We start from the raw sequence: 18,059 nt of genomic DNA, 5'->3' as shown, positions 1-18,059 counted from the left end.
GTCGCGCGACACGCGTGACCCGCTCGCGCTCGGCTAGTCTGACTGATGTTCCAGGCAGGGAGTGACCGTGACAGCTGAGCCGCGCGTGCTTTCGGGGCGCTATCGCATCGATGAGCCGATCGGCAGGGGCGGCATGGCCAGCGTTTACCGCGGCTACGACCTCACGCTCGGCCGTGAGGTCGCGATCAAGATCCTCGACCGCGAGCTCGCCGACGACAACGCGTTCCGCACCCGGTTCCGCCTCGAGGCTCAGGCCGCGTCGCGCATGGCGAACCCGACCATCGTGCGCGTGTACGACGCCGGCGAGGACTCGCTCACCTCTCCGGACGGCACGGTGCGCCCGGTGCCGTACATCGTGATGGAACTCGTGAAAGGCCGGCTGCTCAAGCAGATCATCGCCGCCGGTCCGGTTCCGGTGAACGATGCCGTCCGCTATGTCGACGGCATTCTCGAGGCGCTCGAATACTCCCATCGCGCCGGCGTGGTGCACCGCGACATCAAGCCGGGCAACGTCATGGTCACCGACGCCGGGCAGGTGAAGGTGATGGACTTCGGCATCGCGCGCGCGGTGTCGGACAGCTCTTCGACCGTCGCCGAGACGACGCAGATCCTGGGAACGGCCGCCTACTTCTCGCCCGAGCAGGCCAAGGGTGAGCCGGTCGACGCCCGCGCCGACGTCTACTCCACCGGCGTGGTGCTGTACGAGCTGCTGACCGGCCGTCAGCCGTTCCGTGGCGAGTCGCCGGTGGCGGTGGCGTACCAGCACGTGAGCGAGGCCCCGGTGCCGCCGTCCGAGGTGAACGAGACGGTGCCCCGCACGCTCGACACGGTCGCACTGCGTGCACTCGCGAAGGACCCGTTCCAGCGCTACCAGGATGCCGCGGGCTTCCGTGAGGCGCTCGATGCCACGGTCGACGGCCGGCAGCCGTCGAAGAAGCAGGTGGGTGCGCTCACCAGCGAGCTCTACGGACCCAACCCGCGTCACGCGGCCGAGACCGCGCGTTCGCTGCGGCAGCTGAGCACCGACACCACCATGAAGCGCACGCAGGCGGGCCCGCCGGTGGCGTGGATCTGGGCCGGCGTCGGACTTCTCGCGGTGCTGCTCATCTCGCTGCTCTTCTGGGTGCTGTCGATCCAGCCCCGGGACGACCTGCCGGCGAACGTGAGCGTGGTGCCCGATGTGACCGGCATGACGTACGACCGCGCCAACGAGGCCCTCGCCGAGGAGAACCTCCGGGCGATCCGCGCCGACGAGGAGAGCACCGAGGTCGCGGCCGGCAACGTGATCCGTACCGACCCGGCCGCCGGCACCTCCGTGACTCCCGACCAGCAGATACGCGTCTACGTGTCGTCCGGTCAGGAGATGACCGAGGTTCCGAAGCTCACCGGCCTCGGACAGGATGCCGCCACCGACGCGATCGGCAACGCCGGGCTGCAGCTCGGCACGATCACTCCGCAGAACGACAAGGATCTCGCGGCAGGCACAGTGATCTCGACCGATCCCGCCGACGGGGCGGAGGTGCCGACCCACACGATGGTGAACCTCGTGGTGGCGTCAGGCCGCGTCGCCATCGACGACGTCCGCGGCTACACGCTGGACGCGGCGACGCGCGAGCTGGAGAGCCAGGGCCTGACGGTGGTGCCCGAGGAAGACAAGGGCTGCGCCGCCAGCGACCCGCCGACGGTCGTCTCCCAGTCGCTGACACCGGGCGATGTGCCCGTCCACTCGGAGATCACGCTGACCTACTGCTCCGGCTCGTAGTCCGGGGGGAGCGCGCCGTCAGACGCGGGGCTGTCGCGGCGCGGGCTGAGGCTCGCGCCGCGGGACGCAGCATCCGCGAATCCGAGCGAAGCGAGCCAGTTGCCCAGCAGCCGGTAGCCGCCCTCTGTGAGCACGGCCTCGGGATGGAACTGCACGCCGACGATCGGGGCGCGTCGATGGGCGACTCCCATGATGACGCCGCTCGCGGTGCGGCTGGTGACCGCGAGTTCGGCCGGGAGCGTCTCGGGCACGATGGCGAGCGAGTGGTAGCGCGTCGCGGTGAACGGGTCGGGGAGGCCGTCGTAGAGCGGCGAGCGGTCGTGCTGAACGAGTGAGGTCATGCCGTGCATGAGCTCCGGCGCGTGGTCGACCGTCGCGCCGAACGCCTCGCCGATCGCCTGATGGCCGAGGCAGACGCCGAGGAGCGGAGTGCCGGTGGCGGCGGCGGCGCGGACGACCTCGATCGATGCGCCCGCCTGGCCGGGAGTCCCGGGCCCGGGAGAGATCAGCACGCCGGGCCGGCCGGCGAGTTCGCCGTACGGGTCGCGGATCGCGTCGGCTTCGAGGAGTTCCGTCTGGGCGCCGAGCTCGTGCAGGTACCCGATGAGGGTGTGGACGAAGCTGTCGTGGTTGTCGACCACGAGGATCGGCGACGAGGTCGGCGACGCCATCACGACACCGGGGAGGCGATCGGCGAGCCGGCGTGCGGGAAGGGCAAGGTGACGGTGACCTCCTGGGGGTTCACGAACTCGCTGACCCACGGGAACACGAAGAACAGCAGTCCGTACAGCACCGCCGCGGCGAGCATCGCCAGGATGAGCACGCGCACCCACCACGGGCCGGGGAGCGCTCTCCACAGAGCCGCATACATCAGGACACCGCCTGGAGCGAGGCTGGTTCTCCGGCGGTGCGGGGAGTGAACGAGTCGAAGACGCCGTAGGCGACGATCCGCTCGGTCATCGAATACATCGGACTGCAGCTCGTGAGCGTGATGTAGGCGGTGCCGGCCGGCACGTTCATCTCCTGAGGGACGGGGAGGAGCACCTCGACCTGGTCGGGCCTCACGTACTCCAGCGTGCGGAAGCGATAGGTGTACCAGCCGTCCTGGGTCTCGACGACGATCGCATCGCCGACGTGCAGCTCGGCGATGCGGTGGAAGGGCTTGCCCCATGTCGTTCGGTGGGCCGCGAGAGCGAAGTTGCCCGGCTGCCCCGGCATGGTGGTGCCCGGGTAGTGGCCGATGCCGATCGGATCGAGCGTGCGCGCCCGGCTCACGCCGCCGGCCATCGGCACGGCGTAGTCCTGTCCGAACCGCGGGATCCGCATGACGGCGAACGTCTCGCCGTCCGCGGGCTCCGGCAGAACCGGGGGAGCGACGGTGGCTGGTACAGGCTGGGCCGACGCGGCGTCACCCGACTGCTCCTTCCACTGCTGGGAGATCTCGGCGCCCTGCGCGTTGCGTTCGGCGCCGTAGATGACATCGCCGAGCCAGAGCTGCCACCCGACGTACAGCAGCACGACGACGCCGGCGGTGATGAGCACCTCGCCGAGAATGCCGGTGACGGACGACCGCCGCCGGGGGGCCGTCTCCCGACCGGGCACCGCGTCATCCACAGGGGGAGTCTAGCCAGCGCGGGGCGACGGGTGCGGCGCGGCGGGCGGGTAGACTCCTCTGCATGGCACGACCCGGCAAAGACGACGACTCGCTCGTCGAGCGCGCAGAAGGCGAGGCCGCACCCAACCCGGTGTGGTTCAAGCCGATCATGATCGGACTGATGCTTCTCGGTCTGATCTGGATCCTCGTCTTCTACCTGAGCGGCATGGCGTTCCCGATCCCCGACATCGGGGCGTGGAATCTCGTGATCGGCTTCGGGATCGCCTTCATCGGCTTCCTGATGACGACGCGCTGGCGGTAGCGACTCCCTGCGAATGAAGAAGCCCCGGTCTACGGCGACCGGGGCTTCTTCCATTCCGGATGCCGCGCCCCGCGGCATCCGGAGTTGTTAACAAGTCTGTTAACAGGTGTGAATTACACGCGTGTGATTCTCCCCAGGCTGTGGATGAACCTGTGGATAAGTTGACGCTCAGGCGCCGATGACCGCGGGGAAGAGGTGGGGTACGAAGAGGAGCGCGATCAGCCCCGCCGCCACCGCGACCAGGAGTCCGATCTGCAGACCGCGCTGCCGGACGGCGCGCGTGCGCGTGTAGATGAACGCCACGAGAAGTCCGACGAGCAGCCCGCCGACGTGGGCCTGCCACGACACGTTGAACCCGGGGATGAATCCGATCACCAGATTGATTCCGAGCACGATGGCGATGCCCGCGATGTTGGCGCCGATGTGGCGCCCGATCACCAGCAGCGCACCGAAGAGACCGAAGATGGCTCCGGATGCCCCGACCACGGGGGTCGTGAACGACAGCAGGGTCACGGCGACCGAGCCGCCCAGGGCACTCAGCAGATAGAGCGTGAGGAAGCGCCACCGGCCGAGGAGCGGTTCGAGACTGCGTCCGATCATCCACAGTGCGAGCATGTTGAGCCCCACGTGCCAGAAGCCGGAATGCACCAGCGACACGGTCAGCAGCCGCCAGGGCTCGAAGCGCCCGCTGAACTCGGGGTAGAGCCAGGGCGCCCAGTAGAGCAGCGCCTCCTGCACCGCGTTGCCTGCCCCGCCGGGGATCAGCGTCAGCAGGAAGACGAACGCCGTGACGCCGATGATCGAGTACGTGACCACCGGCTGGCCGGATCCCGTCGAGAAGGCCCGCGGGCGCGACCACCGACGCTCCGCCTTCCGCTGCGCGGGCGACTGCGCCTTCTGCTGATCACGCAGGCACTCGGGGCACACCACGCCCACCGCGGCCGGCGTCTGGCACTCCGGGCAGATCGTGCGCAGGCACCGCTGACAGAGCACGAAGCTCTGCCGGTCGGGATGCCGGTAGCAGAAGTTCTCGCGGTTGCGCTGGAAGTCGTCGGTGGCCACGCGCAGCGGTCAGACCGAGGCGATGTCGATCGACTCGATGACGACGGGCTCGACCGGGCGGTCGCCGGCTGCTGTCGGCACCTCGCTGATCGTGTCGACGACGGCCTTCGACGCGTCGTCGGCGACCTCGCCGAAGATGGTGTGCTTGCCCTGCAGCCACTCGGGGCCACGGCCACCCTGGCCGGGGACGGTGATGAAGAACTGCGAGCCGTTCGTTCCCTCGGGCTGGCCGGTGATCGCGTTGCGGCGAAGACCGGCGTTGGCCATGGCGAGCTTGTAGGGTTCGGTGAAGGTGAGCTCACCGTTGATCTCGTCGTTGAAGTTGTAGCCGGGGCCGCCGACGCCCTGGCCGAGCGGGTCGCCGCCCTGGATCATGAAGCCTGAGATGATGCGGTGGAAGATGACGTCCTTGTAGAGGGGACCCTCGCCGGGCTTGCCGGTCGCCGGGTGCGTCCAGGCCTGCGAGCCGTCCGACAGGCCGGTGAAGTTCTGCACGGTGCGCGGAGCGTGGTCGCCGAACAGGTTGACGACGATGTCGCCGTAGTTGGTGTGGATCGTTGCGACAGCAGTGTGAAGCGGCATTCCTACATTGTCTCAGAGTTCGCTGCAACCCCTCCCGTCTCAGCGGTGGTCTGGCAAGATGAAGGAACCGACATCCCCACGACTGGGAGGGCAAACCGTGAGCGTCAGCCGCAAGCGCAAGAAGGAACTCCAGAAGCTGCAGAAGCAGGCCGGAAATCTGTGGGAGGCCCAGCAGGTGCTGGTCGGCGAGGCGGCGACGGTGGCCCGTGAGGCTCGTCGCCAGCTCGGCAACTACGGCCGCGAGCAGGTCCGGCCGCAGGTGCAGGCGAACTATGAGAAGTACGCAGCCCCGTATGTCGACAAGGGCAAGCAGGTCGTGAACTCGACCATCGTCCCTGCAGCGGGTGCCGTCGTCGGCTCCGCCATGTCGGTGTGGGATGCCGCCAACGTGCAGCGCGCCCGCCTCGCAGGCGGCGGATTCAGCGCGCCGTGGGCCAAGCCCGCGCCGGTCCCGGTCAAGAAGGGACTCGGGGCCGGCGGCTGGATCGCCATCATCCTCGGTGTGGCGGCAGCGGTCGGCGTGCTCTACGCCGCGTGGCAGACGCTTCGCGCCGACGATGAGCTCTGGGTCGCCGACGACCCGCTTCGCGCACCGGATGCCTGAGCCCGCCGTCGGCGAGGCTCCGCAAGGTGTCGATCGCGTTCGTGCCGCCGCGGCCGAACGCGGTCTGACCGTCGAGATCCGCGAACGGCCGGCGGCGAACAGCCTGGCGGAGGCCGCCGCGATCCTGGGCATCCCGCCCTCGGGCATCGTGAAGACCCTGGTGGTCAAGCGCAGCGACGACACCTACCTGTTCGCGCTGATCCCCGGCGACCGGGCCATCTCGTGGCCCAAGCTGCGGGCGGTCGTCGGCGTGAACAAGCTGCAGCTGCCCGATCCGGCGCGGGCACTCGCAGCCACCGGTTACGAGCGCGGAACGATCGTCCCCCTGGGCAGCACACACGACTGGCCGATCTATGCAGACAGCGAGATCTTGGGGCAGCGCATCGCGATGGGTGCCGGTGCTCACGGCTACAGCACGTTCCTCGAGGCCGACGACCTCATCGCCGCCTTCGGCGCGACGGTCGCCGACATCTCACAGCCACTGGACTGACGGCATCCGTCTGCGGTCTCATCGCGGCAGCACGACTCCGGCCATCTCGAGGGCGATCTCGACGAGCTTGACCCTCTGAAGTCCCCGCACCTCGGCGAGGGGGAACCACTCGGCCCGATCGGTCGAGCCGTTCCTCTCATGGCGCAGACGGCCGCCGGTGACCCGTGCACGGTAGACGATCCGCAGCGTGTGGAGCGGATCCGCCGCACCTTCCTTGAGGCGCCGGCTCGGCGGGATGACGCGCGAGTGGATGCCGAGCAGCTCCTCGATCGCGACGCGGTAGCCGGTCTCCTCGCGAACCTCGCGTCGGGCCGCGCGCTCGGGATCCTCGCCCTCCTCGAGTCCGCCGCCGGGCATCGTCCACGCCGCGCGCCGGCCTTCGTTCCAGTGGGCGAGCAGAATGCGGTCGTGTTCGTCGACGATCACCGCGTAGGCGGCGACACGCATGTCCATGCTTCACCTTAACCGCCGCGGGCGTGGAGCAGAGCGAAGAAGCCGGCCCCTTGCGGGAACCGGCTTCGTCTGTCTGTGGAGCCTAGGAGATTCGAACTCCTGACATCCTGCTTGCAAAGCAGGCGCTCTACCAACTGAGCTAAGGCCCCGGGGCTTGATGTGGGGCTACCAGGACTTGAACCTGGGACCTCTTCATTATCAGTGAAGCGCTCTAACCGCCTGAGCTATAGCCCCGTTTTGGTGCTTCGCTTGCGCTCCGCAACCTCCAAGACTTTACCCGACGAATCTCGATTTCACGAATCGACTGCTTGACTGGGCACGTGACCGATATGTCTCATCCCGCTGAGCCGCACGGCGCCGGCCTCGGCCAGCGGTTGAACTGGCTGCGAGCCGGAGTTCTGGGTGCGAACGACGGAATCGTCTCCGTCGCCGCCCTCGTCGTCGGCGTCGCGGGAGCGACGACCGACTCTGCCGCTCTGTTCACGGCAGGAATCGCCGGACTCGTGGGCGGGGCGATCTCCATGGCGCTCGGAGAGTACGTCTCGGTGAGCAGCCAGCGGGACTCCGAGAGAGCCCTGATCGCAAAGGAGCGCGGCGAACTGCGCGACATGCCGGAGGAAGAGCTCGCAGAGCTCACGCAGCTGTATCGCGAACGCGGGCTGTCGGATGCGACGGCTCGTCAGGTGGCGGAGGAACTGACCGCCCACGATGCCCTGGCGGCTCACCTCGAGGTCGAGCTGCACATCGACCAGCACGACCTGGTCAATCCCTGGCACGCGGCGATCTCGTCGGCGGTCGCGTTCACCCTCGGCGCTCTGCTGCCGCTGCTGGCGATCCTGCTGCCTCCGCCGGACTGGCGCGTTCCGGTGACCTTCGTCGCCGTGCTCGTCGCCCTCGCACTCACCGGGACGGTCTCGGCCGCCCTCGGCGGCGCGCCCCGCGGCCGCGCTGCCGCGCGTCTCGTGATCGGCGGCGCACTCGCGCTCGGCGTGACCTGGCTCATCGGAACACTGCTGGGCACGACCGTCGTCTGACCCACGCGCGCAACGCGAAGCGCCGGCATCCGGAATCGAGTTTCCGGACGCCGGCGCTTGTGTCTGCGTCAGTTGGAGGTGAAGCCGACCAGCAGGCCGCCGGTCACCTTGACGGCGAGGTTGTAGATGCCCGCGATCACGGCGCCGAGCACCGTCACGACCACCAGGTTGAGGATCGCGACGACGGCCGAGAATGCCAGCACCTGCGGGAAGCTCACGAACTGCGACAGCAGGATGCTGCCGTCGGAGAAGCTCGAGAAGAACTCGTCGGCCTTCGCGATCAGCCCCGTGGTCTGCACGACGAGGAAGATCATGACGAAGGCGACCACCGTCACGACCGCGATCGCGATCGCGGCGAGGAACGACAGTTTCACCGCCGACCAGAAGTCGATGTACACCAGTCGCAGGCGAACCTGCTTGGCGCTGGTCTTGTGGCTGGATTTCTTGGCGAGCTTGTCGGCTACCGTGCTCATGCGTCAGTGCTCTCTTCGGGGGTCTCGGGCGAGGCGTCCGCACCGTCGGGGGTATCGGATGACGGTGCTTCTGCAGCGCCGTCGGCGGGTGCGTCCTCGGATTCTTCGGCGAGGCCCCGTTCGCCGTTGCGGGCGATCGCGAGGATGCGATCGTCATCGCCGGAGCGGGCGAAAACGACACCCATCGTGTCTCTCCCCTTGGCAGGGACCTCGGCCACGGCAGAGCGTACCACCTTGCCGCTGGCAAGAACCACCAAGACCTCGTCGTCCTCGGAGACGATCAGACCGCCTGCCAGGTCGCCGCGATCGTCGCTCAGCTTGGCGACCTTGATGCCCAGTCCGCCGCGGTTCTGCACGCGATACTGATCGACCGCGGTGCGTTTGGCGTACCCGCCCTCGGTGACGACGAAGACGAATCCGTCGTCGGCGGCGACGGATGCCGAGAGCAGACTGTCGCCGGGGCGGAAGTCCATGCCCTTCACGCCGGAGGTCGACCGACCCATCGGACGCAGCGCCGAGTCGGTGGCGGAGAACCGCAGCGACATGCCGTGACGGCTGATGAGAAGGATGTCGTCGCCCTCGTCGACGAGCAGGGCGCTGACCACCTCGTCGTCGGGACCGGCCTCGTCGTCTTCGCCGTCTTCTGCCATCTGACCCCGGAGCTTGATGGCGATGATGCCGCCCTGGCGGTTGGTGTCGTACTCGGTGAGGCGCGTCTTCTTCACCAGGCCGCTGCGGGTGGCGAGCACCAGATAGGTCGCGACGGAGTAGTCGCGGATGTCGAGGATCTGCGCGATCTCCTCGTCGGGCTGCAGCGCGAGCAGGTTGGCGACGTGCTGACCCTTCGCGTCGCGCCCGGCCTCGGGCACCTCGTACGCCTTCGAGCGGTAGACGCGTCCCTTGTTGGTGAAGAACAGCAGCCAGTGGTGGGTCGTCGTCACGAAGAAGTGCTCCACCACGTCGTCGGCGCGCAGCTGCGCACCCTTGACGCCCTTGCCGCCGCGATGCTGCTGGCGGTAGTTGTCGCTGCGGGTGCGCTTGATGTAGCCGTCGCGGGTGACCGAGATGACCATCTCCTCCTGCGGGATGAGATCTTCCATCGACATGTCGCCGTCGTAGCCGGGGAGGATGTGGGTGCGGCGCTCGTCGCCGAACTTCTCCACGATCGCCGTGAGCTCCTCACGGACGATGTCGCGCTGACGCTGCGGCGTGGCGAGGATGTCCTGGTAGTCGGCGATCTGGCGCTCCAGCTCGGCGGCCTCGTCGACGATCTTCTGACGCTCGAGGGCGGCGAGGCGTCGCAGCTGCATCTGCAGGATGGCGTCGGCCTGGATCTCGTCGATCTCCAGCAGCTTCTGCAGACCCTCGTTCGCCTCCTGCACCGTCGGCGAGCGCCGGATGAGGGCGATGACCTCATCGAGCGCGTCGAGCGCCTTGAGGTAGCCCCGGAGGATGTGCATCCGCTCCTCCGCCTTGCGCAGGCGGAAAGCGGTGCGACGCACGATGACGTCGATCTGGTGGGCGACCCACAGAGAGATGAATCCGTCGAGCGACAGCGTGCGCGGCACGTTGTCGACGATCGCCAGCATGTTGGCGCCGAAGTTCTCCTGCAGCTGCGTGTGCTTGTACAGGTTGTTCAGCACGACCTTGGCGACGGCATCCCGTTTCAGCACCACCACGAGGCGCTGACCGGTGCGGTCACTGGTCTCGTCGCGGATGTCGGCGATGCCGGTGATCTTGCCGTCACGGGCGAGGTCGCCGATCTTGACCGCGAGGTTGTCGGGGTTCACCTGGTACGGCAGCTCGGTGATGACGAGGCACGTGCGGCCCTGGATCTCTTCGATCGCGACCACGGCGCGCATCGTGATGGAGCCCCGGCCGGTGCGGTAGGCCTCGCGGATCCCCTTGGTGCCGAGGATCTGCGCACCGGTCGGGAAGTCGGGTCCCGGGATGCGCTCCATGAGCGCTTCGAGCAGCTCCTCGCGCGATGCGTCCGGATGCTCGAGGGCCCACAGGGCGCCGGCGGCGACCTCGCGGAGGTTGTGCGGCGGGATGTTCGTGGCCATGCCGACCGCGATACCGACGGATCCGTTGACCAGCAGATTCGGGAAGCGTGCCGGCAGGACCGAGGGCTCCTGGGTCTGCCCGTCGTAGTTGTCCTGGAAGTCGACGGTCTCTTCCTCGATGTCGCGCACCATCTCGAGCGCGAGCTGAGCCATCTTCGTCTCGGTGTAGCGCGGGGCGGCCGCGCCCATGTTGCCGGGCGACCCGAAGTTGCCCTGTCCCTGCGCCAGCGGGTAGCGCATCGACCACGGCTGCACGAGGCGCACGAGGGCGTCGTAGATCGCCGTGTCGCCGTGCGGGTGGTACTGGCCCATGACCTCGCCGACCACGCGAGCGCACTTCGAGAAGGACTTGTCGGGACGGAAACCGCCGTCGTACATGCCGTAGATCACACGGCGATGCACGGGCTTCAGGCCGTCGCGCACATCGGGCAGCGCGCGCCCGATGATGACCGCCATCGCGTAGTCGAGGTAGCTGCGCTGCATCTCGAGCTGCAGGTCGACCTGGTCGATGCGCCCGTGGTCGTGCTCCTCGCCACCGGTCGTTGAGCCTGTCGTGTCGTCAGCCATGTGTGTCTTTCGTCTTCGTTGTGATCCGGTCCCTGAGCCTGTCGAAGGATCAGATGTCGAGGAAGCGGACGTCCTTGGCGTTGCGCTGGATGAACGTGCGGCGCGACTCGACGTCTTCACCCATCAGCACCGAGAAGATCTCGTCGGCGGCGGCCGCGTCGTCGATGGTCACCTGGCGGAGGGTCCGCGTGCGGTGGTCCATCGTGGTCTCCCACAGTTCCTTGGCGTTCATCTCGCCGAGACCCTTGTACCGCTGGATGCCGGAATCCTTGGGGATGCGCTTGCCGCTGGCGAGTCCGTCGGCGAGCAGCGCATCGCGCTCCTTGTCGGAGTACACGTACTCGTGAGCGGCGTTCGTCCACTTGAGCCGGTACAGCGGCGGCATCGCGAGATAGACGAAGCCGGCCTCGATGAGTCCGCGCATGTACCGGAACAGGAGGGTGAGCAGCAGGGTGGTGATGTGCTGGCCGTCGACGTCGGCATCCGCCATCAGCACGATCTTGTGGTACCGGGCCTTGTCGATGGCGAAGTCCTCGCCGATGCCCGTGCCGAAGGCCTGGATCATCGCCTGGACTTCCTTGTTGGCCAGCGCCTTGTCGAGGCGGGCACGCTCGACGTTGAGGATCTTGCCGCGGAGAGCCAGGATCGCCTGCGTGTGCGGGTCGCGACCCGACACCGCCGAGCCGCCGGCCGAATCGCCCTCGACGAGGAAGATCTCGCTGATCGACGGGTCCTTGCTGGTGCAGTCCTTGAGCTTGTCGGGCATCGCCGCCGACTCGAAGACGCTCTTGCGACGAGCCGTCTCACGCGCCTTGCGCGCGGCCATACGGGCGGTCGCCGCATCGATCGCCTTAGTGATCACGCGCTTGGCCTGCACCGGGTTGCGGTCGAGCCAGTCGTTGAGCTGATCGCCGACCACCTTCTGGACGAATGCCTTCGCCTCGGTGTTGCCGAGCTTGGTCTTGGTCTGACCCTCGAACTGCGGCTCCGAGAGCTTGACCGAGATCACAGCGGTGAGACCCTCGCGGATGTCGTCGCCCGTGAGGTTGTCGTCCTTCTCCTTGAGCAGGTTCTTCTCGCGGGCGTACGTGTTGATGCGCGTGGTCAGCGCCGCCCGGAAGCCCTCCTCGTGCGTGCCGCCCTCGTGCGTGTTGATCGTGTTCGCGAACGTGAACACGTTCTCGGTGTAGCTCGTCGTCCACTGCATCGCCAGCTCGAGCGAGATGTGGCGGACGGTGTCCTCCGACTCGATCTCGATGATCTCGTCGTTGACGACGTCGGCGTGGCGCACCTTGTTCAGGTACTCGACATAGTCGACGAGACCGCGCTCGTAGTAGAAGTCGTCGAACGGCTGACGCTCCTCGGACCCACCGCCCTCGGCATCCGTCACGTAGGTCGACTCGGGGCGCTCGTCGGAGAGGGTGATCCGCAGGCCCTTGTTCAGGAACGCCGTCTGCTGGAAGCGGGTGCGCAGCGTGTCGTAGTCGAAGTGCACCGACTCGAAGATCGTGTCGTCGGGCCAGAACTCGATCGTGGTTCCGGTCTCATCCGTCGGCTCGCCCTTGGCCAGCGGTGCCTGCGGCTGCCCGCCGTCGCGATACGACTGCCGCCACACGTTGCCCTGGCGCTTGACCTCGACCTCGAGCCGGCTCGAGAGGGCGTTCACGACCGACGAACCGACGCCGTGGAGGCCGCCCGAGACCGCGTAGCCGCCACCGCCGAACTTGCCGCCCGCGTGGAGCACGGTGAGCACGACCTCGACGGTCGACTTGCCCTCGGTGCGGTGGACGTCGACGGGAATGCCGCGACCGTTGTCGACCACGCGCAGGCCGCCGTCCGGGAGGATCGTGACACTGATGGTGTCGCAGTAGCCGGCGAGAGCCTCATCGACGGAGTTGTCGACGATCTCGTACACGAGATGATGGAGGCCGCGTTCACCCGTGGAGCCGATGTACATGCCAGGGCGCTTGCGCACCGCTTCGAGGCCTTCAAGGACCTGGATGGCGTCTGCCCCGTAGTCGCTGGGAGCCGTTTCTGGCGTTTCGGGTTCCTCGGAAACGTTATCGGGGGTGTCAGACGTCATCTTCGCGAGGGCTCCAAATCCTTCTACGGCAGCCCTGACAGTCTATCGGTTAACAGTCTGAACGCAGCGCTCTACGGCCCTCTGAGGGGTGAAATCGCGCCAGATGGCTCCTGACGTGACTTATCCGTAGGTATCGCGCGGACCGCGCCCTGGAATCGTTCTGGGACCCCATTTCCAGGAGGGGACGTCCGGACCGATGAAGCGGACCGCGCCGACCCCCGCCTCCGGGAATCGACGGATGATCTCGGAGAGGATGTGCGCACGCATCAGCTGGAGCTGCTTCGCCCACGCCGTGGAGTCCGCCCGCACGGTGAGCGTGCCCTCGGAGAACGCGACCGGCCGGGTGTGCCGCGCGGTGTCCTCGCCGGCGACCTCCGCCCATGCGAGGACGACGTCCTCGCGGGCCAGCTGCGGGTTCCAGCCGGCCTCCCGCGTCAGGTCGGAGAGCACATCGCCGACCCCGCGCGGATCGCGGCCCGGGGCGAACGGGATGTTCTCGTCGTCCTCGGTGCGCCGGCGACGCTTCCGGTACGTGCGGGCCGACGGCTCGAGTCCGCGCAGCCGCAGGTAGGTGGCGATCGTCTCGGGAACGGCGGGGCCCGAGCCCGGCGGGGGCTCAGTCATCGGCCCCTCCCTCGTCGGGATCGAGGATGCGGCCCGCCTCCACCCGCACCATCCGTGCGCGGAGGCCCTCGGGGACGTCGTCCTCGACCGCGGCAGTGACGACGACCTGCTCGTAGTCGGCGGCCAGCCGGGCGAGCCTCGAGCGACGGTCGGTGTCGAGCTCGGCGAAGACGTCGTCGAGGATGAGCACGGGGTCGCCGAGCCGCGAGTCAGCCCGGAGCAGCTCCGCCGAGGCCAACCGCAGCGACAGGGCGACGGACCACGATTCGCCGTGCGAGGCGTACCCCTTCACCGGAAGGCCGCGGATCCGCAGCAGAAGATCGTCGCGGTGCGGCCCGACGAGAGTGAGCCCGCGCTCCAGCTCGGATGTGCGCTTGGCCGCGAGGGCCTGACGGAAGAGGTCGGCGATCCGCGAGGTCGAGGCATCCGTCCCGCCGGTGCTTTCGCGCGAATCGCCGGGAAGGGATGCCGGGCCCGAGCCGTCGCCGTCTTCTCCGGTATCCGCGCCGGCCACGGACAGCGCCCACTCGATCTCGGGATCGTGGTCGGCGCCGGCGATCGCGGTGTACGCCTCGGCCAGCGGCGTAGCGAGGTCGGTGGCAAGGGCGAGCCGCGCCGCGATGAGCTGCGTGCCGAGTGACACCAGCTTGTCGTCCCACACGTCGAGGGTCGACAGGGCGTCACCGCGGATTCCGCGCGCCTTCGCCGACTTCAGCAGGGCGGTGCGCTGCTTGAGCACGCGATCGTAGTCGGCGATCACCCCGGCCATGCGGGGAGCGCGCTGCACCAGCAGCTGGTCGGCGAAACGCCGGCGCGCCGAGGGGTCACCGCGGACGATCTGCAGATCCTCGGGGGCGAACAGCACGACCTGTGCGTAGCGCGGCAGCTCGGCGGGCTTCACGGGCGAGCCGTTCACACGCGCCTTGTTCGAGCCCTGCCGATTGACCTGCGCCTCGAGCTGAACGCGACGCTCGCCATGGGCCAGCCGCGCACGGATGATCGCGGCATCCGCTCCGTCGCGCACCATCGGGGCGTCGCTCGACACCCGATGCGAGCCGAGGGTGGCGAAGAAGCCGATCGCCTCGGCCAGATTCGTCTTGCCCTGGCCATTGCGGCCGACGAACACGTTGGGACCCGGCCCGAGGTCGACATCGGCGACCGCATAGTTGCGGAAGTCGACCAGACTCAGGTGCTCCACGATCACCGGACAAGCCTAGTGAGCGGCGCGGACGTCCGGCTCCCGGTCGCTCCCTGCCCCCGCCACGGTCAACGAAGGAGCAGGTTGGGCTGCAGCAGGTAGCGGAACGAATCGGAGCCGGCGCGATCGACCGAGGTCTGCGGTGTGATGAGCACAGGGCTCAGCTTGTTCGCGTTCTCGCTCGACGTGAACGTGATGCGAACGAATTCGCTCTTCACGGCGCCGAGCGACTCCAGGAGGTACTGCGGGTTGAGGCCGAGAGTCACCTCGTCGCCGCCGAGCAGCGTCGCGTCGACGGACTCGGTGGCGCGCGCCTGCTCGGTGCCCGAGGCATCCATCGACACGCTGTCGGCCGTGAACGTGAACCGCAGCGGCGCCGAACGATCGAGCACGAGCGACACGCGGCGCACCGCCTCGGCGAGCTCCGCCGTGTTCACGACCGCGTGGTGCTCGGTCTGCTCGGGGAACAGACGGCGCACGGGCGGGAAGTTGCCCTTGATCAGCAGCGACGTGACGGTCTTGTTGCCCGCGGTGAAGGCGATGATCTCGCGGTCGCCCGAGCCGGAGAACGCGATCGAGATGTCACCGCCGTGCGCGAAGGTCTTTCCGACCTCGGTGAGCGTGCGCGCCGGCACGAGGGCCGTGGTGGACTCGTCGGTTGCGGTGCCACCGCCATCCCACGGGATCTCGCGCAGCGCGACGCGGTAGCGGTCGGTTGCGACGAGGCTGAGTTTCGTTCCCGAGACCTCGAGCTGCACGCCCGTGAGCACCGGCGTCACGTCATCGCGCGATGCGGCGAACGCGACCTGCGCGATCGCGGTCGCGAAGTCCTCCGAAGGCACGAGTCCCGAGTCGCCGGTCACCTCGGGGATCGCGGGGTACTCCTGCACGGGCATCGACGCCAGCGTGAACCGTGCCGAGCCGCACGTCAGCAGGATGCCGCCGTCCTCGTCGACCTCGATCTGGATGGGCGCGTTCGGAAGCCGGCTCGCGATATCGGACAGCAGCCGGCCGTGAACGAGGATCGTGCCCGGCTCGTCGACCGTCGCCTCGATGGTCGTGCGAGCGGAAGCCTCGTAATCGAAGGCGGCGAGCGAGAGGCCTTCATCGGATGCCTCGATCAGCACGCCCGCCAGGATCGGCTGGGGGTTCCGCTGGGGAAGAAGCTTCACGACGAACGATACGGCTTCGCTGAACACATCACGATTGACGTGGAACTTCACGAACGCTCCCTCTGAAGCCGGCCCGCGGGCTGCGGGCTCGGGGTTCTCATGCTAGTGCCAGCCCCGAAGATTGCCAGTCCGGTTCTGTCCCGACCCGTTCTCCACCGCAAAGGTGATCGGACGGGTTTCATCAGAGAAGTTTCTTGTCATGGTGTTAACGGCTGTGGAAACTGTGGACAACCTCCGCGAACCCAGTCGGCAGAGGGAAACCACAAGTCTGTGAGTTGTGGAACGGCTGCGGAATCACATCGGAAAGACGGATGCTGCGAGCGCCGGCATCCACGATCCATCCACAGGCTTCCCCCGCCCGTGCACAGGCGTTTCCGCAGGGCGGGAGAGTTATCCACAGGTTTTCCACACTGTGCAGAACGGGAATGATGGCGTGCGTCGCGGCCGCTGTCAAGAACTTCTTGGGGCATATTCCGGGCACAGCGGAATCAGAGTCCGCGCATCGGTTGCCGCGGTGTCGGATAAACGCGTCAGCGGCCGTTGCGGCCGAGCTGCGCCGTGATCTCTGTCACCTGGTTGTAGATCGAGCGGCGCTCCTTCATGAGCTCGCTGATCTTCTTGTACGCGTACATCACCGTCGTGTGGTCGCGGTTGCCGAAGAGCTGCCCGATCTTGGGGAGAGACAGGCTGGTCCGCTCGCGGCACAGGTACATGGCGATCTGGCGCGCCGTGGCGACCGACTGCGAACGACTCGAGCCGTACAGGTCGTCGACGGTGAGCTTGAAGTAGGCGGCGGTGGCCGTGATGATGTCGGTCGGCGAGATGACGTTCGCGTCATCCTGATCGACGATGTCGCGGAGCACGGTCTGCGCCAGCGACATGTCGAGCGTCGATCGGTTGAGGCTCGCGAACGCGGAGACGCGGATGAGGGCGCCCTCGAGCTCACGGATGTTGCTCGACACCACGGTCGCGATGTACTCGAGCACCTCGTCGGGGATATGCAGCCGCTCCGACTGCGCCTTCTTGCGGAGGATCGCGATGCGCGTCTCGAGGTCGGGCGCCTGGACGTCGGTGATGAGGCCCCACTCGAACCGGCTGCGCATGCGGTCTTCGAACCCGGTCAGGTGCTTCGGCGGCACATCGCTCGTGATGACGACCTGCTTGTCGTGGTCGTGCAGCTGGTTGAACGTGTGGAAGAAGGCTTCCTGCGTCTCGGCCCGGCCCTGCAGGAACTGGATGTCGTCGATCAGCAGGATGTCGACATCTCGATACCGCGCCTGGAATGCCGAGCCGCGGTTGTTGGCGATCGAGTTGATGAAGTCGTTCGTGAACTCCTCGCTCGACACGTAGCGCACGCGGATCCCGGCGTACAGGCTCAGCGCGTAGTCGCCGATCGCGTGGAGGAGGTGCGTCTTGCCGAGACCCGAGTCGCCGTAGATGAAGAGCGGGTTGTACGCCTTGGCCGGTGCCTCGGCGACCGCGACCGCCGCGGCATGCGCGAAGCGGTTGGACTGGCCGATCACGAAGTTGTCGAAGGTGTACTTCGGGTTGAGGCGCGTATCGCTGCGGGAGACGGATGCCGCCTCCACCGGTTCGTCGAGCGGCGGGCGGCCGACCGTCGGCGTGGACGGCATGACGGGGGCGGTCAGGGCGCTCGACTGCATCGGGATCGGCGCCGTCAGATGAGCGTCGGCCAGTTCCGGGTTGACGACCACGCGGAAGGTCGACGCAGGGTTCTGCCCGTCCTGCGCCACGCGCGTGAGCGCCTCGAGGATCGGGGCCCGCATCCGCTTGGTGAACTGGGCCGCGGTCAGATCGTTGGGAACGTCGAGGTAGAGGGTCCCGCCCATGACGCCCTGGGGCACGGCGAGGTTGATGAAGCCGTGCAGCTGCGGGGTGATGCGATCATCTCGCACGAGCTCGTCCAGAACGGCCGTCCAGACCGGAACATCTGGAACTTCGTGCGGTGTCAT

General features: G+C 67.7%; 18 protein-coding genes and 2 tRNA genes. 5 read left to right on the top strand and 15 right to left on the bottom strand.

What is annotated here, in order from left to right; all coding sequences use genetic code 11:
• Positions 1–67: 67 nt before the first annotated feature.
• Positions 68–1,762, top strand: coding sequence for a Stk1 family PASTA domain-containing Ser/Thr kinase (gene pknB, locus ACN9MP_RS00100; RefSeq protein ID WP_426322827.1), 1,695 nt, complete (start codon positions 68–70; stop codon positions 1,760–1,762).
• Here the strand turns inward: pknB and ACN9MP_RS00095 are convergent.
• The 3 genes from ACN9MP_RS00095 to ACN9MP_RS00085 are packed head-to-tail and all read right to left on the bottom strand — an operon-like array spanning position 1,744 to position 3,376.
• The gene (locus ACN9MP_RS00095) at positions 1,744–2,433 is read right to left on the bottom strand and encodes a glutamine amidotransferase-related protein (RefSeq protein ID WP_426322825.1); all 690 of its coding nucleotides are present in this window, start codon (positions 2,431–2,433) and stop codon (positions 1,744–1,746) included. The two genes, pknB and ACN9MP_RS00095, sit on opposite strands and share 19 nt — an antisense overlap.
• Complete coding sequence (locus ACN9MP_RS00090; protein ID WP_426322823.1) at positions 2,433–2,633, bottom strand: hypothetical protein; 201 nt, start codon at positions 2,631–2,633, stop codon at positions 2,433–2,435. Before ACN9MP_RS00090 ends, ACN9MP_RS00095 begins: the two co-directional genes overlap by 1 nt.
• Complete coding sequence (locus ACN9MP_RS00085; protein WP_426322821.1) at positions 2,633–3,376, bottom strand: class E sortase; 744 nt, start codon at positions 3,374–3,376, stop codon at positions 2,633–2,635. Before ACN9MP_RS00085 ends, ACN9MP_RS00090 begins: the two co-directional genes overlap by 1 nt.
• Before the next feature lie 62 nt (positions 3,377–3,438).
• On the opposite strand from ACN9MP_RS00085, the gene ACN9MP_RS00080 reads away from it, so the two are divergent.
• Positions 3,439–3,678, top strand: a complete 240-nt coding sequence (locus tag ACN9MP_RS00080; RefSeq protein ID WP_426322819.1) for a cell division protein CrgA — start codon at positions 3,439–3,441, stop codon at positions 3,676–3,678.
• Between the two features lie 168 nt (positions 3,679–3,846).
• On the opposite strand, the gene ACN9MP_RS00075 is transcribed toward ACN9MP_RS00080, so the two are convergent.
• Both ACN9MP_RS00075 and ACN9MP_RS00070 read right to left on the bottom strand, forming a co-directional pair.
• Positions 3,847–4,740: a rhomboid family intramembrane serine protease gene (locus tag ACN9MP_RS00075; RefSeq protein WP_426322817.1), complete on the bottom strand. Its 894-nt coding sequence runs from the start codon at positions 4,738–4,740 to the stop codon at positions 3,847–3,849.
• Between the two features lie 9 nt (positions 4,741–4,749).
• A complete protein-coding gene (locus tag ACN9MP_RS00070) occupies positions 4,750–5,322 on the bottom strand; it encodes a peptidylprolyl isomerase (RefSeq protein ID WP_426322815.1) in 573 nt (190 codons plus the stop codon).
• A gap of 97 nt (positions 5,323–5,419) precedes the next feature.
• Here ACN9MP_RS00070 and ACN9MP_RS00065 point away from each other — a divergent pair, with 97 nt between their 5' ends.
• Both ACN9MP_RS00065 and ACN9MP_RS00060 read left to right on the top strand, forming a co-directional pair.
• The gene (locus ACN9MP_RS00065; protein ID WP_426322813.1) at positions 5,420–5,926 is read left to right on the top strand and encodes a DNA helicase; all 507 of its coding nucleotides are present in this window, start codon (positions 5,420–5,422) and stop codon (positions 5,924–5,926) included.
• On the top strand, positions 5,919–6,416 hold the full coding sequence (locus ACN9MP_RS00060) for an aminoacyl-tRNA deacylase (protein ID WP_426322811.1): 498 nt from the start codon (positions 5,919–5,921) through the stop codon (positions 6,414–6,416). Before ACN9MP_RS00065 ends, ACN9MP_RS00060 begins: the two co-directional genes overlap by 8 nt.
• 18 nt (positions 6,417–6,434) lie before the next feature.
• On the opposite strand, the gene ACN9MP_RS00055 is transcribed toward ACN9MP_RS00060, so the two are convergent.
• From ACN9MP_RS00055 to ACN9MP_RS00045, 3 genes are all read right to left on the bottom strand, one after another.
• Positions 6,435–6,869: an NUDIX hydrolase gene (locus ACN9MP_RS00055; RefSeq protein ID WP_426322810.1), complete on the bottom strand. Its 435-nt coding sequence runs from the start codon at positions 6,867–6,869 to the stop codon at positions 6,435–6,437.
• A gap of 76 nt (positions 6,870–6,945) precedes the next feature.
• Positions 6,946–7,018: transfer RNA gene (locus ACN9MP_RS00050), tRNA-Ala, on the bottom strand.
• An 11-nt stretch (positions 7,019–7,029) separates the two neighbouring features.
• Positions 7,030–7,103: transfer RNA gene (locus ACN9MP_RS00045), tRNA-Ile, on the bottom strand.
• A gap of 95 nt (positions 7,104–7,198) precedes the next feature.
• Here ACN9MP_RS00045 and ACN9MP_RS00040 point away from each other — a divergent pair.
• Positions 7,199–7,903: a VIT1/CCC1 transporter family protein gene (locus tag ACN9MP_RS00040; protein ID WP_426326134.1), complete on the top strand. Its 705-nt coding sequence runs from the start codon at positions 7,199–7,201 to the stop codon at positions 7,901–7,903.
• A 68-nt stretch (positions 7,904–7,971) separates the two neighbouring features.
• On the opposite strand, the gene ACN9MP_RS00035 is transcribed toward ACN9MP_RS00040, so the two are convergent.
• The 7 genes from ACN9MP_RS00035 to dnaA form a co-directional block, all read right to left on the bottom strand.
• The gene (locus ACN9MP_RS00035) at positions 7,972–8,376 is read right to left on the bottom strand and encodes a DUF3566 domain-containing protein (protein WP_426322808.1); all 405 of its coding nucleotides are present in this window, start codon (positions 8,374–8,376) and stop codon (positions 7,972–7,974) included.
• A complete protein-coding gene (gyrA, locus tag ACN9MP_RS00030; protein ID WP_426322806.1) occupies positions 8,373–11,009 on the bottom strand; it encodes a DNA gyrase subunit A in 2,637 nt (878 codons plus the stop codon). Before gyrA ends, ACN9MP_RS00035 begins: the two co-directional genes overlap by 4 nt.
• A 49-nt stretch (positions 11,010–11,058) precedes the next feature.
• Positions 11,059–13,092 (bottom strand): DNA topoisomerase (ATP-hydrolyzing) subunit B, encoded by a 2,034-nt coding sequence (gene gyrB, locus ACN9MP_RS00025; protein ID WP_426322804.1) that lies wholly within the window; start codon positions 13,090–13,092, stop codon positions 11,059–11,061.
• Between the two features lie 120 nt (positions 13,093–13,212).
• On the bottom strand, positions 13,213–13,716 hold the full coding sequence (locus ACN9MP_RS00020; RefSeq protein WP_426322802.1) for a DUF721 domain-containing protein: 504 nt from the start codon (positions 13,714–13,716) through the stop codon (positions 13,213–13,215).
• Entirely contained in the window at positions 13,709–14,920 is a 1,212-nt protein-coding gene (gene recF / locus ACN9MP_RS00015; RefSeq protein WP_426322800.1) for a DNA replication/repair protein RecF, read from the bottom strand. Before recF ends, ACN9MP_RS00020 begins: the two co-directional genes overlap by 8 nt.
• Positions 14,921–14,982: 62 nt before the next feature.
• Positions 14,983–16,137, bottom strand: a complete 1,155-nt coding sequence (dnaN, locus tag ACN9MP_RS00010) for a DNA polymerase III subunit beta (protein ID WP_426322798.1) — start codon at positions 16,135–16,137, stop codon at positions 14,983–14,985.
• Between the two features lie 479 nt (positions 16,138–16,616).
• Positions 16,617–18,059: a chromosomal replication initiator protein DnaA gene (gene dnaA, locus ACN9MP_RS00005; protein ID WP_426322796.1), complete on the bottom strand. Its 1,443-nt coding sequence runs from the start codon at positions 18,057–18,059 to the stop codon at positions 16,617–16,619.

Source organism: Microbacterium sp. E-13 (assembly GCF_049912955.1).
Lineage (GTDB): Bacteria > Actinomycetota > Actinomycetes > Actinomycetales > Microbacteriaceae > Microbacterium.
The sequence above is the reverse complement of the archived record's forward strand: the minus strand, read 5'-3'. Positions and strand labels throughout refer to the sequence as shown.

Bases quoted from the DNA above. Each gene is read 5' to 3' on its own strand.
- ACN9MP_RS00095 (WP_426322825.1), bottom strand. From the start codon at position 2,433: ATGGCGTCGCCGACCTCGTCGCCGATCCTCGTGGTCGACAACCACGAC.
- ACN9MP_RS00090 (WP_426322823.1), bottom strand. From the start codon at position 2,633: ATGTATGCGGCTCTGTGGAGAGCGCTCCCCGGCCCGTGGTGGGTGCGC.
- ACN9MP_RS00080 (WP_426322819.1), top strand. From the start codon at position 3,439: ATGGCACGACCCGGCAAAGACGACGACTCGCTCGTCGAGCGCGCAGAA.
- ACN9MP_RS00070 (WP_426322815.1), bottom strand. From the start codon at position 5,322: ATGCCGCTTCACACTGCTGTCGCAACGATCCACACCAACTACGGCGAC.
- ACN9MP_RS00060 (WP_426322811.1), top strand. From the start codon at position 5,919: ATGCCTGAGCCCGCCGTCGGCGAGGCTCCGCAAGGTGTCGATCGCGTT.
- ACN9MP_RS00055 (WP_426322810.1), bottom strand. From the start codon at position 6,869: ATGGACATGCGTGTCGCCGCCTACGCGGTGATCGTCGACGAACACGAC.
- ACN9MP_RS00040 (WP_426326134.1), top strand. From the start codon at position 7,199: ATGTCTCATCCCGCTGAGCCGCACGGCGCCGGCCTCGGCCAGCGGTTG.
- ACN9MP_RS00035 (WP_426322808.1), bottom strand. From the start codon at position 8,376: ATGAGCACGGTAGCCGACAAGCTCGCCAAGAAATCCAGCCACAAGACC.
- gyrA (WP_426322806.1), bottom strand. From the start codon at position 11,009: ATGGCTGACGACACGACAGGCTCAACGACCGGTGGCGAGGAGCACGAC.
- gyrB (WP_426322804.1), bottom strand. From the start codon at position 13,092: ATGACGTCTGACACCCCCGATAACGTTTCCGAGGAACCCGAAACGCCA.
- ACN9MP_RS00020 (WP_426322802.1), bottom strand. From the start codon at position 13,716: ATGACTGAGCCCCCGCCGGGCTCGGGCCCCGCCGTTCCCGAGACGATC.
- dnaA (WP_426322796.1), bottom strand. From the start codon at position 18,059: ATGACACCGCACGAAGTTCCAGATGTTCCGGTCTGGACGGCCGTTCTG.